The organism is Streptomyces sp. NPDC006510, from assembly GCF_040611955.1.
In the GTDB taxonomy this organism is placed as follows: Bacteria; Actinomycetota; Actinomycetes; order Streptomycetales; family Streptomycetaceae; genus Streptomyces.
In genome coordinates this window covers 1-16,412 of record NZ_JBEXPH010000097.1, presented here as the reverse complement: position 1 = coordinate 16,412, position 16,412 = coordinate 1, and the positions used below count along the sequence as shown (strand labels likewise).

11 protein-coding genes and 2 pseudogenes are annotated in these 16,412 nt (G+C 66.7%); 8 read left to right on the top strand and 5 right to left on the bottom strand.

The window, feature by feature from the left end:
• Positions 1–95 precede the first annotated feature (95 nt).
• Positions 96–560: an Lrp/AsnC family transcriptional regulator gene (locus ABZY11_RS26140; protein WP_356481468.1), complete on the top strand. Its 465-nt coding sequence runs from the start codon at positions 96–98 to the stop codon at positions 558–560.
• A gap of 82 nt (positions 561–642) precedes the next feature.
• On the opposite strand, the gene ABZY11_RS26135 is transcribed toward ABZY11_RS26140, so the two are convergent.
• Positions 643–2,073: an amino acid permease gene (locus ABZY11_RS26135; protein ID WP_356481467.1), complete on the bottom strand. Its 1,431-nt coding sequence runs from the start codon at positions 2,071–2,073 to the stop codon at positions 643–645.
• Positions 2,074–2,474: 401 nt separating this feature from the next.
• Here ABZY11_RS26135 and ABZY11_RS26130 point away from each other — a divergent pair, with 401 nt between their 5' ends.
• Positions 2,475–2,972 carry an Lrp/AsnC family transcriptional regulator gene (locus ABZY11_RS26130; protein WP_356481466.1) on the top strand — a complete coding sequence of 166 codons (498 nt, stop codon included), beginning with the start codon at positions 2,475–2,477 and terminating at the stop codon, positions 2,970–2,972.
• Positions 2,973–3,021: 49 nt separating this feature from the next.
• On the opposite strand, the gene ABZY11_RS26125 is transcribed toward ABZY11_RS26130, so the two are convergent.
• The 3 genes from ABZY11_RS26125 to ABZY11_RS26115 all read right to left on the bottom strand — a co-directional run bounded on the left by ABZY11_RS26125 (position 3,022) and on the right by ABZY11_RS26115 (position 9,977).
• Positions 3,022–3,732, bottom strand: coding sequence for a DNRLRE domain-containing protein (locus tag ABZY11_RS26125; RefSeq protein WP_356481465.1), 711 nt, complete (start codon positions 3,730–3,732; stop codon positions 3,022–3,024).
• Positions 3,733–3,886: 154 nt separating this feature from the next.
• Positions 3,887–7,429 (bottom strand): discoidin domain-containing protein, encoded by a 3,543-nt coding sequence (locus tag ABZY11_RS26120; RefSeq protein WP_356481464.1) that lies wholly within the window; start codon positions 7,427–7,429, stop codon positions 3,887–3,889.
• 154 nt (positions 7,430–7,583) lie between these two features.
• On the bottom strand, positions 7,584–9,977 hold the full coding sequence (locus tag ABZY11_RS26115) for a ricin-type beta-trefoil lectin domain protein (protein WP_356481463.1): 2,394 nt from the start codon (positions 9,975–9,977) through the stop codon (positions 7,584–7,586).
• Between the two features lie 505 nt (positions 9,978–10,482).
• Here ABZY11_RS26115 and ABZY11_RS26110 point away from each other — a divergent pair.
• The 5 genes from ABZY11_RS26110 (at position 10,483) to ABZY11_RS26090 (ending at position 15,479) form a co-directional block, all read left to right on the top strand.
• Positions 10,483–11,787 (top strand): ABC transporter substrate-binding protein, encoded by a 1,305-nt coding sequence (locus tag ABZY11_RS26110; protein ID WP_356481462.1) that lies wholly within the window; start codon positions 10,483–10,485, stop codon positions 11,785–11,787.
• Positions 11,788–11,894: 107 nt separating this feature from the next.
• Positions 11,895–12,809 (top strand): sugar ABC transporter permease, encoded by a 915-nt coding sequence (locus ABZY11_RS26105; protein WP_356481486.1) that lies wholly within the window; start codon positions 11,895–11,897, stop codon positions 12,807–12,809.
• Entirely contained in the window at positions 12,806–13,696 is an 891-nt protein-coding gene (locus ABZY11_RS26100; RefSeq protein ID WP_356481461.1) for a carbohydrate ABC transporter permease, read from the top strand. The genes ABZY11_RS26105 and ABZY11_RS26100 overlap by 4 nt, the downstream gene beginning before the upstream one ends.
• Positions 13,697–13,804: 108 nt before the next feature.
• Positions 13,805–14,125, top strand: a complete 321-nt coding sequence (locus ABZY11_RS26095; RefSeq protein ID WP_356481460.1) for a hypothetical protein — start codon at positions 13,805–13,807, stop codon at positions 14,123–14,125.
• A 355-nt stretch (positions 14,126–14,480) separates the two neighbouring features.
• Positions 14,481–15,479, top strand: coding sequence for an RNA ligase family protein (locus ABZY11_RS26090; RefSeq protein WP_356481459.1), 999 nt, complete (start codon positions 14,481–14,483; stop codon positions 15,477–15,479).
• 42 nt (positions 15,480–15,521) lie between these two features.
• On the opposite strand, the pseudogene ABZY11_RS26085 reads toward ABZY11_RS26090, so the two are convergent.
• A pseudogene (locus tag ABZY11_RS26085) lies at positions 15,522–16,083 on the bottom strand (IS5 family transposase); the annotation flags it as partial.
• A 144-nt stretch (positions 16,084–16,227) separates the two neighbouring features.
• On the opposite strand from ABZY11_RS26085, the pseudogene ABZY11_RS26080 reads away from it, so the two are divergent.
• A pseudogene (locus tag ABZY11_RS26080) lies at positions 16,228–16,323 on the top strand (ATP-dependent DNA ligase); the annotation flags it as partial.
• Between the last annotated feature and the right edge of the window lie 89 nt (positions 16,324–16,412).

Below are 16,412 nucleotides of genomic sequence, written 5' to 3'. Positions count from 1 at the left end.
ATGACCGAGTGAGGTGGCCGAATGGAATGTCGAATGGAAGGCCTTAGACTGGATTGACTTTCGGTTCTGAACACGATTCGAGGTTCGACTTTCTGATGGAAAACCACACCATGGACGACATGGACTGGGCGATCGCGCGGGAGCTCCAGCAGGACGCCCGCCTGTCGTACAGCGAGGTGTCACGCCGCGTTCATCTGTCGGCCCCCGCGGTTGCCGAGCGGGTGCGCCGGCTGGAGGACGCGGGCATCATCACCGGCTACCACGCGCACGTGGAGTCCTCGAAGGTCGGCTGGGCGGTGCCCGCCTTCATCCGCATGTCCTGCTTCGGCCCGCGCTGTCTGCTCAACAACCCGCAGGTCAAGGACTGGCCCGGCGTCCGCGAGATCCACCGGATCACTGGCGACGAGTGCTGCATCCTCAAGATCGAGACGGCTTCGATCCAGGAGTTCCAGACCTTGATCGACCGCCTCTCCGGCTACGGCCGTCCGACCAGCACGATGGTTCTGGCGACCTATCTGGACTGGCATCCGGTGACGCCGGTGCGGCCGGTCGAGGAGTGAGCCGGGCGGTGGCCGGACATGCCGCGAGCGGGCCGCCGGTTGCCGGGCGACCCGCTCGAAAGGGGCTGTACGAGGATTGGGGTTACGACTGTGCCGGCTTGGGGTCGGCCGCAGGGGCCTGGGCCCCGCCCGCCTCGCCGCAGGCACTCCGGCGCCCACGGACGACGTAGAACAGCACGGTCACCACCACGATGGCCGGCACCCCGAAGGCCAGAGTCATCCGGAACTCCTCGGCGGCCAGGGTGGACAGCAGGACGGCCAGCATGAGGACGGCTCCCAGCGGGGCGCCGATCCGGGAGAATGGCACCTTGAAGTCGAGCTCCCGGCCCTCCGCCCGCAGTCGGCGGCGGAAGAAGACGTGCGTCACGAAGATCATCATCCAGGTGAACATGGCGCCGAACATCGAGATCGCCATCATGAAGGTGAAGGCCGAGTCCGGGGTCGCCAAGTAGACGACCGTGGCGACCGCGATGCCACCGCAGGACAGCAGGAGCGCATTGAGGGGGCTGCCGTTGGCGCGGATCCGGCCGAGCACGGACGGGGCGTCCTTCGCGCGGGCGAGGCTGAACATCATCCGGGTCGAGGTGTAGAGCTGGCTGTTCATGGCCGACAGTGCGGCGATGATGACCACGAAGTTGATGAGGTCGCCCGCGAAGGGGATCCCGGCGTTCTCCATCACGGTCACGAACGGGCTGCCGCCGGCCAGGATCCCGCTGACCGGGGAGATCGCGAGGATCAGGCCCAGGGTCAGGATGTAGAAGAGGAACAGGCGCACGATCGTGGACCGGAAGGCCTTCTTGACCGCCTGGGCCGGGTTCTCCGCCTCACCGGCCGCCACCGCGATCATCTCCACGCTGAGGTAGCTGAAGATGGAGACGATCACGCCGAACCACATGCCGGAGAATCCGTTGGGGAAGAACCCGCCCTCGGCCGTGTAGTTGGCGAATCCCGTCCCCGCCTTCCGCTCACCGAACACCAGATAGGCGCCCAGCAGAATGAAGGCGACGATGGCGAACACCTTGATGCTGGAGAACCAGTACTCGAGCGAGCCGAACACCTTGACGTTCATCGCGTTGGCGCCGATCAGCACCGCGGAGAACAGCACGACCCACACCAGCGTGGGCACGTCGGGGAACCAGTACTTCATGTAGTCTCCGACGGCGGTCACCTCTGTGCCCACCGCCAGCACGATGCAGGACCAGTACATGTACCGGACCTGGAAACCGGCGAGCGGCCCGACGTAGTGCTCCGCGTAGGCACCGAAGGAGCCGGAGGTGGCGTGCGCGACGGTCATCTCCGCCAGGGCGGCCATGAGCAGGAGGGCAATGAACCCGCCGATCACATAGCTCACGATGACGCTCGGGCCCGCGAAATAGATGGCCGTCTTGCTGCCCAGGAACAGACCGGTACCGATGGCCCCACCAAGGGCGATCATGGTCATTTGCCGGGGACTCAGATCTCGCTTGAGCCCGCCTTCGCGTTCCTGGATCTTTTCGAAGCCCTCCACTGCCATGTCGGCCGACCTCCTTGTCAGGTAAATGACGCATTTGAGATGATGTATGAGATATGTCGCGCTTCAGATGACGTGCTTCGGACACGCAAGCTCCGTGCCCGGCCGCGAGCAATGTGCGGTCCCACGGTCGGCGCGATGCGGAGCACAGAACCGGACCCTGGACGACGAGCGCAGGGTCGGCGTCCCGAGGTAAAGCGAAGGCGCTCCGGAAGGAGAGCAGCGGCTACCAGGAGCCCGAAGGATCAGACTTCGAGCGGCCGAGGAGCCCGCGGTACGGTCGGGGCGGCATTCGCCCCTGGCCGCCCTGCCCCTCCGGCGCAGGTTGCGTAGGGTGAGTTTCGGAGATCAGCCCCTCCTGGACAATGCTTTCGAATATTTGCTCAAGGAGAGAGGCGCCTCGCGTGGTTAGTTCAGAAATCATCGGTCAGAGCGCCATCCGACCGAACATCGTTCAGCTGGACGACATCGACCGGATTCTCCTGCGCGAGCTGGTCAAGGACGCCCGGATCCCGAACAACGCCCTCGCGACTCGAGCGGGTATCGCGCCGTCGACGTGCCTCGCCCGGGTCCGCGCCCTGCGCGACGCGGGTGTCATCACCGGCTTCCACACCGCCGTCGATCCCAACAAGCTGGGCCTGATGACGGCTGCCCTCGTCGCGCTGCGCATCCGCCCGCAAGCCCGCTCACGCATGGTCGGGATCGCGCGGGAACTGTCCAAGCTGCCCAATGTGCTCAGCTCGTTCCTGATGGGCGGCGACCGCGACATCATCCTGCACGTCGTGTGCACCTCCCCTGCCGAGCTGCGGGATTTCGTCTCGGACGAGCTCAGTGCGCACCCGGACATCGCCAACACTCAGACGGACCTCGTGTTCGAGCACATCGCCAACCCGGGCAGCTGAGCACAAGCGGACTGTCTCGCAGGCCGTGAAAGCTCACGTTCCGGGGAGATCAGCCATCCGCCAGGACGAGCCGCAGGACCGGTGGATTCGCGGTGTTCTCGCGGGAGTCGAGGATGACGGCGAGCCCCGCACTCCCCTCGGCCAGGGCGAGGCAGACCGGCTCCCCAGTGGCGTCGACGTGGGACGTCACGTCGAAGGCCAGCCAGGACTTCGTCGTGGTGGCGCCGGCCGTCGACAGGGCCGTGCCCAGTGCGGGCTTGGTGTGCCGGGTGAGGGCCGATTCCGTCCAGGTCGTGTCGGAGACGCCGTAGGCCGTGAGGGTTGCGGTCGTGCCGCCCGAGTCGGAGACATAGCCGTGCGCCGAGAGCGTGGCGGAGCCGATCGTGCCGAGTACGGACGAGGTGTCGTAGGTCAGGAACGCCTGGCGGTTGTAGCCGCTGGTGCTCGCGTTCTTGACGACCAGGGTGGTGGCGGTGCCGTAGACCGTCGTCGCGTACGAGCCGTCGCGGACGTACGTGTCCGCCGTGGGCGTGAGCGTCGCCGAGGTCGCGGTGAAGGTGGCCTCGTGGGTGGCGCCTGCCGCACCCGAGAGGTCGACGGTCAGGGTGAGGGTGGGTGAGGTCTGGGTGACCGTGATGCCGGAGTCGGCGCTCACCAGGCTTCCGCCGTAGACCAGTTGGACTGTGATCGTGGAGGCGGTGCGGTGCGGGTCCGAGATACCGATCGTCAACTGGCCGCCGGAGCGACCATCGCAGCTCACACCCCGCCCACCACCGCAGCCAACCACCCCTCCAGCGTCATGGTCCGTCGGCTCGCCGAACTCCTCTCCTCGGCCCCCGGTCTGCCCGAACCGCTCGCGAACCCCCGGCAGTTCGGGCTCGGCCACAGGAAGCAGCATCGGCGCTTCGGAAGTCTCAGACCGGTGCGCCGTAGAGGATCACCTCCGCGATACCGGCGATGGTCTGGGCTCCCCCGCCACTCACCTGGGTGACGGCTACCCGGATCTGACGCACGTTCGGTGCGGTGAAGAGCTCGGGGAGGGTGTACTGGCCGCTTCGGGTCAGGCCGGAAGCCACCGTGTCCCAGGTGGTTCCGTCCGCCGAGACCTGCAGGTCGAAGGTGTACCAGCTGCTGTCCTTGCCCCAGTGGATGCGGACACCGTCGAGGTTGTGGGCGGCGGTCAGCTCCGCAGTGAGAGTCTGGGGGACCGCCGGGGAGGCGGCGCTCCATCCGGTGCCGAAGGTGATGTCACCGTCAAAGGCCTTGTCGGGCTCGAACCCGGCGACAGAGCTGGACGCGCTGACCGTCTTGATCTGGTCGCGGGCGATCTTCGGACCGGGGTCGACTGGGGGAACGCCGCCGCTGCCACCGGGCGGGATCGCGCGGAACTCACGGATGGACGGCCACCAGTCGCCGGCGTCGAGGATGTCGACGCGTACGTGACGCGTCTTGGTCTGCACCTGGTGGACAGCGGTGGCGAGCTTGGCGGTGTTGTCCACCGCGTTGACGGCTGTGGTCCATGTGTCCGCGTCGTCGGAGAGCAGGATCCGGTACTTGTAGGCGGTCTGGTCCGTCTCCCAGAGGATCTGGAACTGCTCGATGTCGACCGGCGCGCCGAGATCGACCTGCCACCAGGCCGGGTCGGGGCCGTCCCCAACCCACTTGGACTCCGCCGCGCCGTCCACCGCGTTGGCCGGCCCGTTGCCGGCCTGCGCGCTGGAGGCGGTCGCCTCCTTGAACAGGGCCAGGTTCTGGGCACCCTGGTTCTCCAGCGTGGAGATGTCCTTCCACTTGGGGTGGGTGCCGTCGGCGACGTAGGAACCGGTGTAGGACACCGTCTGCACCGTGAACCGGCCGCTCTGCAGTCCGGTCGAGGTCGCGGTGAGAGTGACGGGGCCGCTGGAGGTACCGGTGGCGATCAGGGCGTAGCCGATACCGCCCTGGGCCTTCTGGGTCTGCACCGCGATACGCGGGATATTCTCACCCACCAGCGCACCGGCTCCGGTCACCTCCAGGCTGAGGGAGGCCGAGGAGTCGGCGACCAGCGTGCCGTCGGCGTCGACGACCTTGACGAACACGGGGATCAGGTCGGAGCCATCGGCGACGGGCTGGAGGCGTTCAAGCAGCCGGGCGTATCGGCGCAGCACCTCGGCGTCCTTCGCCGACAGCGCGCGACCGCGGGCCTCCCCGGCCAGGTCGACGAGCGATTCCGCCCGGCCGGGCTGCATCCGGCCCAGCAGTTTCCGCGCGGCCTTCTTCCCGTCGTCCGAGCTGTCGCCCAGTGCCAAGGCCAGCAGGTCGGTGAGTGCGGCGCGCCCGCCCGCGTCATCGGCGACGATCTCCACCTGGTGGGCTTGGCCAGGGGTGTTGACCGTGTGGGTCGCGGCGAGCTCGTCGCCCAGGTAGCCCTCGGCGCTGAGCTCTCCGGCGACGAACGCCGGCAGGGTGAACGTGTAGTACGGGCTGCCGCCCTTGGCCGCCACGTTCGATGCGGACGTGGCGTTCTGCGTACGGGTCCGCTCATCGACGAGGCGACCGTTCCGGTACAGCCGGACGCGGTCGGTGTTGCTGAAGACCATCACCTGCCGTGCAGAGTCGGCCGTATGGGCGCTGGCGACGAAGACCATCGGGCCGCCGTGGTTCGGGTTGGAGGCCGGCTGCATGGACCTGAGCCAGTGGTAGCAGTACTTGGGGTACCGGTCGATGTCGACCGCGCCCGACTTCTGGTAGGTGTCATTGGTGCCGTAGTCCTCGAAGACCCACAGGAAGTAACCGCCGATACGGCTGTTGGCGTCCAGCCCGCCCCAGTCCCAGTAGCCGTCTCCGTTCAGGTAGCGCTGACGAGTGACGACCTGGCCGGCCATCGCGCTCTCGCCGCTGTCCCGGTCGGTCCGGCAAGGGTCCTCCCAGTCGCCCCACTCGCGGGTGAGGAAGGGCATGTTCGGCGCAGGATCCGAGCTGTCGGTGTTGACGACCTTGTAGTTGACGTCGTACTCACTGCCCCACGTGCCGTAGTCCGCCGAGGTGAACATCTGGTCGCCCGGCAGCTCCGCGTGCGCGACGGTGTTGCTCTCCTTCGCCCACCACTGCGGGTAGTGGGTCTCGTTGAGCGAGGTCTCCCACAGGATCACCGAGGGCCGGTTGCGGTCCCGCCGGACCATCGTGGCGATGTCCCGGTAGGTGCGGCTGACGAAGGTCTGGTCGCCGTTCCAGTACTGCCAGCCCGGCTGGCAGGCCACGACGAGGAGGCCCAGCTCGTCGCAGGCGTCGAGGAAGGCCGGGTCGTGCGGGTAGTGCGCCGCCCGTACGGCATTGAACCCGCCGAGCTTCAGGCGCAGCGCCTCGCGGTACTTCATCGACGCCGGGGCTGCGTCGCCTATGTAGGCGTAGTTCTGGTGGCAGTTGGCGCCGCGGATGTAGATCCGCTCGCCATTGAGATAGAAGCCGTCCGCCTGGTAGGCGATCCGCCGGATTCCGGTCCGCGTGGTCACCGTGTCGGCCAGACGATCTCCGACGAAGACCTGACTGACCAGCCGGTAAAGGTAGGGGGAGTCGGGATGCCACCGGTTCGGCCGCGTGACGCTCAGCGCCTGTGTGAACGTGTGGCCGTCCTTCCCGGGGACCGACGCGGTGTCCGTGAACTGCGCGACCGCCGTGCCCTGCGCGTCGTACAGGACCGTGACCAGTCTGGTCCGGACCGCATCGGCTGTCCTGTTCACCACGTGCGTCTTGACCTGAGCCGTGGCCCTGAGCTCGGTTGCCTTCGGATACGAGACGAACACGCCACCCCCGGCGACCAGGTCGTCCTGCAGCGGGTCGGTGATGTGAACCGGGTCCGTCACCCGGAGCGTGACGTTGCGGTAGATGCCGCCGAAGGTGAGGAATCCCAACTGGTTGCGCGGTTTGCCGGGAGGGGTGAGCGGGTCGTCGAGGTTCGACACACGGACGGCGAGGACGTTGTCGCCGTCGAATCGGACCTGGTCCGTGATGTCCACGACGAAGCCCATGTAGCCGCCGTAGTGCTCGGCGAGCTTCTCCCCGTTCAGGTAGACGACGCAGTCGGTCTGGACGCCGTCGAACACCACGGTCAGGCGCCGTCCCCGGTCCTGCGGGTCGACCCGGAAGTACCGCCGGTACCAGCCGATACCCGCGAAGACGTCATACACCGAGGGGTGCTTGCGCTCCAGTCGCATCGTGTGCGGCAGCGACACCGCAGCCCATTCCGAGTCGTCGAACCCGGGCTGATGGGCACCGGAGGCGTCTTCCCGCCAGAACGCCCAGTCGGTGTTGAAGTTCAGCACGCGGCGCCCGTCCTGGCCGGGGGCATCGGCGACGGACTCCGCTGCACCGGCCACCTCGGCGGCGGCCCGCCCGGCAGGCACCAGCGCGGCGCCCACACCGGCAAGGCCTGCGGCAAGCACGCCCCGGCGTCTCGGACCACCCATGTTGTCGATCACGATTCCGCTCCTCTGATCCTCTGATTCGTCGTCCGAGAACGACTGATGCGTTGCGCGACGACGACCCGGTACGTGGTGCGACGACGACCTGGCACGACGCGTCGTCGTCGGATACCACGCCGAGCCGGTCAGCCGCAGGCGCGGAACAGCACCCCTAGGGCAGCGTCCAGCGCTGGTTCGCCCCGCCGTCGCAGTCGTGGATCACCAGCTGATTCGTCGTGTCGGATCCGGGCACTTCGAGGCAGCGCCCGGACTGCTGCCCTTTGAGCGTGCCGTCGGACTGGGGCACCCATTGCTGGTTGTCCCCACCGTTGCAGTCCCACAGCTCGACCGGGGCGCCGTTCTGTGTGCTTGCACCGGTGACGTCTAGGCACTTTCCGGTCGAGCCGCCCAGGCGCAGTTGGCCGTTGCCCCACCACCACACCTGCGCGGCGGTGTCGTTGCAGTCGCCTGCCAGCACCCGGGTCCCGTTGGCGTCGGCACCGTTCTCCGCGTCCAGGCACTTGCCGGCCAGGCCCGACGTGACCGGTCCAAGGTGCTGCGGCGACGGTGCGCCCGGGGTGAGTTCGAAGTCGTCGAACTGCTGGGTCTGATAGCCCGTCACGCCGAGCCCGGCCCGGCCGGTGGTCAGCGAGTAGTCGGTGGCGCTGCCGAGCACCTTGCCATCGAGAGAGGCCGTCAGCTTCGTGTCCTGCAGGGTGAAGGAGAGCTTGTGCCAACTGTTCACGCCCGGCGCGCTCGTCCGCCCCCCGGCGAGACGTGTGTACTTCCACGTCGTGTCGCTCTTGTCGATCGACCAGACGCCGCTGTTGCTGATCCGGAAGTGGTACGCGTTCAAGCCGTTGTTGTTGCGTCCCTGCTGACCGACACGGCCGAGAAGTTCCACGCTGCCCTTCTGGCTGAACATGGCGTCCGCGGTGACGGTGTAATTGGACCAGGATCCGTCGCCCATCATCGTGTAGGGGGCGTTGTACGGCTCGTCGGTCCACCGGATCGGGACGGTCGGCGCCATCTGCCGCAGACAGGTGCCTGAGCGTCCGCCGCCGCACGCCGTGGTCTCGAAGGCACCGTTCATGTCCGAGAAGTACTTGGGGCTCTTGGAGGCCGCGGGTGTGTCGAAGTCGTCGGCGTAGGGCAGCTTCATCGGGCCGCCGGCCGGGGACGTTGCGGTGCCCTTGCCCTGGCCGCCGGTCGTGGTGAGGGTGTACACGTGACCGGGCTTCAGGGTCAGTGAGTAGGTACCGTCCGCCGGAGCGATGTCCTCGCCCCGGATGAAGTCGTCCGCAGTGCTGGACGACTTCACATCGGTGGACCAGACGCGGACCGCCGCGGTCGACAGCCCGCCCTTGACCGTGAGGTTCACCGTCTGGTCCACGGTGGCGTCCATCGTCTCGATGACGGTGGAGTAGTCGGAGTCGTTCGTCGACTTGAGCGACACGAAGCTGCCGTTGGCCCGGTCGCCGCCCAGGTAGCCGCTCGCCGAGTCGATGTAACGCCAGCCGGGCTGGGTGAACTGAGCGGTGTGCGCGGTCACCCAGGTGGTCGTGCCGATGTGGTAGGCGCCGGACCAGGGCTGGTTGGCGACGGACATGCCGTCCGTGGAGAAGTGGAGGTTCGGGTAGAGCGCGGCGATCACCGGCCAGTTGACGAACGCGGTCATCCTGCCGTCAATGTAGTCGCGGTTGATCGCACGGGCCACTGCAGGAGCGCCGCCGTCGGCGTCGAGGGAGCCGTTCTCACTGGCCCACAGCGGTTTGCCGGTCCGCTGCGCCACGTCGCTGGAGGGGCACGAGGTGAAGTCGCTCTGGTAGCCGCAGGGGTAGTGCGATCCGATGACATCAACCGCGTCCTTGAACGCGCTGTCCTTGGCCATCGCGTCGGCGACATCCCAGCCGAAGCTCTCGGCCGCGACGACCTTGGTCTGGTAGCCGTTGGCCACGAGAGTCGACTTCAGCTTCTTGAACCAGTTGGCGTCCCAACCGCGCTCGTTCCAGCCGCCGACGTAGTCGATGGTCAGCCCGTGCTGCTTGGCGCAGCCGAACCAGGACATCAGGTAGTCGATCATGTCCTGCGACCAGAAGTCACCGTTGCCGATCCACCCCGGCGCGCCCCAGGAAAGGGCCTGCAGCTTGATGTTCGGGTTGCGAGCCTTGGCCTGCTCGGCGATCCACCACTCATAGCCGCTGTCGCAGTCCACCTTCCCCCGGGTGTGCATATGGCTGGGCTCGGCGCCGTCGGTGGAGTTGGTGTCGCCACCCACCTCCAGCTTCAGGAACTGCAGTGACGCACCGTAGCCAGGCTTGAAGAGGTAGTCGAGCAGCTGGCTCCGCTGGGGTTCGGGGTAGTCGATCAGCAGACGCGAGTTGCCGCCACCACCACTGATCGCACCGATGCCGTCAAAGGTACGTCCGGGCTCCCTGCCGTCAACGGTGATGGCCGCGCTCGTCGCGCCCTGGGCGACTGGTGCACCCCAGCCCGCCACAGCGCTGAGGAGCAGCGCCAGGAGCGCGGCGAGGAGCGCAGGTCTCCACTTGCTTGTCCAGGTCATGTCGACTCCGATACGGGAGGGGAGTGTGATCGTTCCAAAGGCCGCTCATGGGTCAGCGCTCCGGAGGCGCCCGATTCCACGATGTTTGGTTGTGGTGGATTACTGACGGTGCACGCAAGGCGAGACATACCCGCGTCGGACTCCGAGCCACCGGATTTCCGGCCCCGCTGTGTTCTATCCCGGCAGATCGGGCGGCGCCATGGACGGAAGCCGAACAGGCTTGGACTTCTTGCCTCACCACTCGAACTCGCCCTACATGATGCTCTGTTGACGGTGACATCGGCACTGGCGCCATATGGGCCGGCAGGACGCTCATAAAGGTGACATGACGTCAGTCCCGCCCGGCCTCCGCGTCTATCGGGCATCGAGAAAGATGCGCCGAGAGTCTTGACGTTCAGCCAACCGAACCGCTCTCATGGGCGCTGCTGTTCGATCATGTTTCATTCTGGTTGACCATGTGGCTTTTGAATCGTGGTCAAACTTTCCTCTGCCCTCAGGAGTCGCCATGAGACCCATTCCCGCCACCGCCGGTGGCCCCGCACGCCGCACCGTCCTGCGCGGACTCGGCGGGGCAGCGGCCCTGGGGGCCGGCATCCCGCTGCTCAGCGCGTGCGGCGGCAGCACCTCGGGGTCGTCGGACCCGAACACCGTCACCCTCGGGTCCGGCGCGTCCGACGCCGTCCCGAAGAAGGCATTCGCCGATGTCTACGCGGAGTTCACCCAGAGGTCCGGGGTCAAGGTCAGGGTCAACACCAAGGACCACAACACCTTCCAGGAGCAGATCAACGCCTACCTGCAGGGCACGCCCGACGACGTGTTCGGCTGGTTCGCCGGCTACCGGATGCAGTTCTTCGCGTCCAAGGGGCTCGCGACCCCCGTCGATGACGCCTGGAAGAAAATCGGCGCGAACTTCCCCTCTGCCATGCAAGACCTCAGCAAGGGCGAAGACGGGAAGTACTATTTCGTCCCCATCTACACCTACCCATGGGCGATCTTCTACCGGAAGAGCGTCTTCCGGAAGCACGGCTACGAAGTGCCTGCCACCTGGGCCGAGTTCATAGCTCTGTGCAAACGGATGCAGAAGGACGGCCTTGTCCCCATCGCCTTCGGCGACAAGGACAAGTGGCCGGCGCTGGGCACGTTCGACCAGATCAATGTGCGCACCAACGGCTACGACTTCCACATGGCGCTGATGAGGGGCGAGGCGTCGTGGACCGACGCCAGGACACGCGCGGCCTTCGACAACTGGACCGAGATCCTGCCGTACCACCAGGAGGGATCCGTCGGGCGGTTGTGGCAGGACGCGGCACAAACCCTGGTGTCCAAGAAGGCGGGGATGTACCTCCTCGGCATGTTCGTCGGTCAGCAGTTCACCGACAAGGAGGACCTGGCCGACCTCGACTTCTTCCCCTTCCCCGAGATCGACCCCTCCTACGGCCAGGACACCGTCGAGGCACCCACCGACGGATTCATGCTCAGCAAGAACCCGAAGAACCACGCCGGCGCCGTCAAGCTGATGCAGTTCCTGGGCTCCCCCCAGGCCGAGGAGACCTATCTCAAGGCCGACCCGAGCGTCGTCGCCGCCTCGGCCAAGGCTGACACCTCCGCCTACAGCGCCCTCCAGAAGAAGGGTTTCGAGATGGTCAGCAACGCCAAGCACCTGACCCAGTTCATGGACCGCGACAGCCGCCCCGACTTCATCTCCACCGTCATGCTCCCTGGCATCCAGAAGTTCATCCGCGATCCCAAGGGCATCGATGGCCTGCTGAGTTCCATCGAACGCCAGAAGAAGACGATCTTCGCCTCCTGATGACCACCACAGCGAACACCGGTACCGGGACCGGAACCACCAGCACCCCAGGGACAGCGGCCGACCCGTCCCAGGACTCCCCGGACAGCCCGACGACGCTCCGGCCGATGCGGGGAGGCCCACGCCAGGGACACCGGCGCCTCCTCACCCGGCGGGACAGATTCACGCTGGGCCTCATGGCCGGCGTACCGGCACTCCTGCACATCACCCTGGTCTGGGTCACCGCGCTGGCCTCGATCGCTCTCGCCTTCACCACCTGGGACGGCATCGGCTTCGACACAATCCACTGGGCCGGACTGCACAACTTCCGGGAGCTTTTCACCGAGAACCCGCAGTTCTGGCCCGCGGTGCAGCACAACGTCGTCTGGTTCGCCGTGCTGTTCCTCGTACCCACACCTCTGGGTCTGTTCCTGGCCCTGCAGCTCGACAAGAAGATCCGGTTCAGCCGCGTCTACCAGACAGCCTTCTTCCTGCCCGTCGTGGTCTCCTTCGCCGTCATCGGGTTCGTATGGCAGCTCATCTACAACCCCGACACCGGCCTGATCAACAGCGTCATCGGGGCCGACAGGCCCGGGCACTACATCGACTGGATCGGCGATCCCGATCTGAACCTCTGGGCCGCACTGGTCGCCGCCTCGTGGCGGCACACGGGCTATCTCATGATCCTCTACCTGGCCGGCCTGAAGGGCGTCGACCCGGCGCTGCGCGAGGCTTCCGCGATCGACGGCGCGGGCGAGTGGCAGACCTTCCGGCACGTCGTCTTCCCAACGCTGAAGCCGACGAACACCATCGTGCTGATCGTCACCATCATCGAGGCACTGCGCGCCTTCGACCTGGTCTTCGTCTTCAACGGCGGGACGGACGGCACCGAGCTGCTGTCCATCCTGGTCACCGACAACATCATCGGCGAGTCGAGCCGGATCGGTTACGGCTCCGCTATCGCGGTAGTCCTGCTGGCCATCTCGCTCGCCGTCATCATCCCGTACCTGGCGAGCACCTTCCGAAAGGAGCGCCGGTCATGAGCGCCAGCACTGCCGCCCCACCCCGCACCCGGCGCAGGATCAAGCCCGCGCGGCTCGCCCTGCACGTATTCCTCACCGGCACGGCCCTCGTCTGGCTCGCGCCTCTGCTCTGGGCGGTCTACGCGGCTCTGCGGCCCTATGGGGAGACGAGCGCCAAGGGCTATGTGTCGTGGCCCGACAAGCTCAGCCTCGACAACTTCTCCGATGCGTTCACGCAGTCCGACATGGCGCACTACTTCGGCAACACGCTGGTCATCGCCGTGCCCGCGGTGCTGCTCACGCTGTTCGCCTCCTCGTGCGTGGCGTTCTACGTCAGCCGCTTCGACTTCCGGCTCAACCTCACACTGCTGCTGGTCTTCACCGCCGGCAACCTGCTCCCGCAACAGGTCATCATCACTCCGCTCTACCGCCTCTACCTGCTGATCGACCTGCCCGGCATCACCGCATCGGGCAAGCTGTACGACTCCGCACTCGGCCTCGTCCTCATCCATGTGGCATTCCAGTCGGGCTTCTGCACCTTCGTACTCAGCAACTACATGCGGATGCTGCCGCATGAACTGACCGAGGCAGCACTGGTGGACGGCGCTTCGGTGTGGCGCCTGTACTGGCAGATCGTCCTCCCCCTGTGCAGGCCGGCGATGGCGGCGCTGGCCACACTCCTCTCCATCTGGATCTACAACGACTTCTTCTGGGCGATCGTCCTGATAGCCACCGGGGAGAACATGCCGATCACATCGGCACTCCAGAACCTCTCAGGGCAGTACTTCACCGACCCCAACCTGATGGCCGCAGGCTCACTGCTCACTGCGATCCCGACGCTGCTGGTGTACTTCGCACTCCAGCGTCAGTTCGTCAGCGGCCTAACACTGGGGGCCAACAAGGGATGAGTGTCCGGCCGCGGATGATGGCCAGTCGCTGCTGCCCCGTCGCTGGGCGCGACTCCCAGCTGCCTTCTGGCGGTCAGCCCCGACCAGGTGGGCCGTATCGCCGACGGCTTGCACGACGACGACCACGATTACGCACGCAGTGCGCTCACTCACTCGCCGTGGTGGCTGCGCACCGCTTCCTACTTCGACGCAGAGGCGCGCACGGTGGGATACGACGCCAGTGGCGGCGAAGACAAGATCATCACAGCGGGAACGGCCGGACACGCAAGCGGCGCGTGGTGGGCCTCCTCCATCTGCGACGACAAGCCCGCCCTGCACACCCTCAGCTCCAGCTACACCTACAACAACGTGCTCGGCCCCAGACGCTGTCGGCCCTGTTCCGCGCGTACGTTGACGACATCACGAAGCGGCGCGGCTGCACCCACGTGACGTACCCGGACACGAAGGACTTCCGTGCCCCCTGAGCACCACCCGCCCGCTTCCCGGCCCATACCCGCCAGGGGGGCTTGGAGGTACGGATGCCGCGGCCCTTGTGGACCGGAGCCATTTCCTTGGGAACGCGACGCGGTGCCTGAAGCGGCCGACAGTGACATGGGGCCGGCGCCGAACACAGACGGGGCGGTCCCGGGCGGGAATGCTCCTATCGGTCAAGGGCTGGCCGGCCCCGGGTTCGTGCAGTGAATCTCTGTTGTCCAGGTGTCGGCGCACAGCGACAATTCCCTGTATGTCTGGCACTGTGTCTGCGTGTTCCGCGTTACGTCCCTATCCCAAGATCCCTGAGAGGGTGCGGCTTGGCCTGTCCGGGGTTCGGGAGTGGATCGCGGCGGAGAAGGTCCACGGGGCGCACTTCGTGGTGGTCTGTGACGACAGCGGGGTCCGCCCGGCGAAGCGGCGTGAGCTGCTGGGTGACGATGCGTTGGACGGTTTCTTCGGCGTGAGCAGGATCTGGCCGGTGCTCTCGGTGGCTGCGGCACGCTTCGCCTCGGCAGCGCGCAGTGCGTGGGGCGACTCCGCGGTGGTGACGATCTACGGCGAGCTTGCCGGCGGATGCTACCCGCACCCGGATGTCCCTGCCGTTGCAGGAACTGAGCCGGTGCAGACTGGTGTGTGGTACGCACCGAATCTGCACTGGCTGTTGTTCGATGCCTCGGTCGAGAAGGATGAGGGCCGGTGGTGGGTCTCCGACCGTGTTCTGCGCGAGTCTGCGGCTGCCGCTGGGCTCACCTGCGTTCCCGCTGTCGGGTACGGCGCGCTGAACAGGCTCCAGGAGCTGCCCTGCGCCTTCCCCACCAAGGTCCCGGCCCTCTTCGGGCTCCCCGAGCTGGTGGACAACCTCGCCGAGGGCTACGTCCTCAAGCCAGCCGGCGAATGGCAGGAGGCAGGCCCTGCGGGCGTGGGCACCCGCCCGGTAGTGAAAGAGAAGCAGAAGGCCTTCGCCGAGGACGAGCGCTTCGACGGCGCACGTCCCTATCTGGCACCGCCTCAGGGCGCAGCCGGCGTTCCCGCCTGGCTCCTGGCCCAGGCATCGGCACTGCTCACCCCCGCCCGCGCGGCCGCCGCGGTGAGCAAGCTCGGACCCCACACCCCCGTGGACGCTGTTGCAGAGGAGATCACACGGGACGTGACGGAAGACCTCTCCGAAGCCCTGGGAGGAATGGAGGACACGCTCCTGCGCGCTCTGGGACAAGCCCTTCGGCCCGGAGCGCACTCCTTGGCCGCATTCGACGCCGAGGACCGCTGTACCTCTCGTTCCGACCGGACAGGCAGGAACCGTAGACGGTGACGGCGCGAACATCAGTGGCTCCACAGTTCCCGCCGGTGCATTGTCTGCATGCAGCCTGGCGGGTCTGCGGCGGCGCGGTCCGCGGCGCGACCGGATCGGTGGGATGCCGCGCACGAGCGGTTCGAGACCTTGGCTGTCGTGCATGTTGGCACCCGAGATCCCAATGGAGATGGGCAAACCGGTGCGATCGGTGATCAGGTGGATCTTCGAGTCTTTCTTGCCGCGATCCACCGGATTCGGACCTGTCGGCTCCCCCTTTCAGGGCCCGCATGTTCACCGAGTCGATCGCGCACCGCGACCAGTCGGGCTCGCCGCGCGCGCCGAGCTCGTCCAGGACCAAGCGGTGGAGCTTCGCCCGGACCCGGGCCTTGCTCCATTCCGTGAACCGTCGGTGCGCTGTCGGCCCGGAGGGGCCGAAGACCGGCGGCAACTGCCGCCATGTGCAGCCCGTCGTGGCCACGAACACAATCGCGGCAAGCACCTCCCGGTCGCCGTAACGCCGCCGGCCACCACCCTGAGACCGTACGGGAGCCGATGGCACCACCCGCTCGAACAGTTCCCACAACTGGTCCGGGACCAGACGCTCCACGATCGTCACGACCACAGACTACCGATCAAGCCAAATGAGACGATCTCTCAACACAACACAGGACACCCACGTCCAGACCGCCTACGAACAGATCCACGCCGCCTGGACCACAGCCGGGATCCACTGACCACCATTGCCCCGCCCGGCCGCCAGGAGGTGCTTAAGATCCGGCACGTCCGGACCGTCGATGTGATCGTGGGCGGGTGGGTACCCGGCCGCGGCCGGATCACCGGCCTGCCCGGCGCCCTGCTAGTGCCGCATCAGGCAACGTTTGCCTTGTCGACGACGGCTTGTAGGTGCTGGTCGTCGGCATGGCGGTTTCGCCAGATGATGTAGCGGCGGAT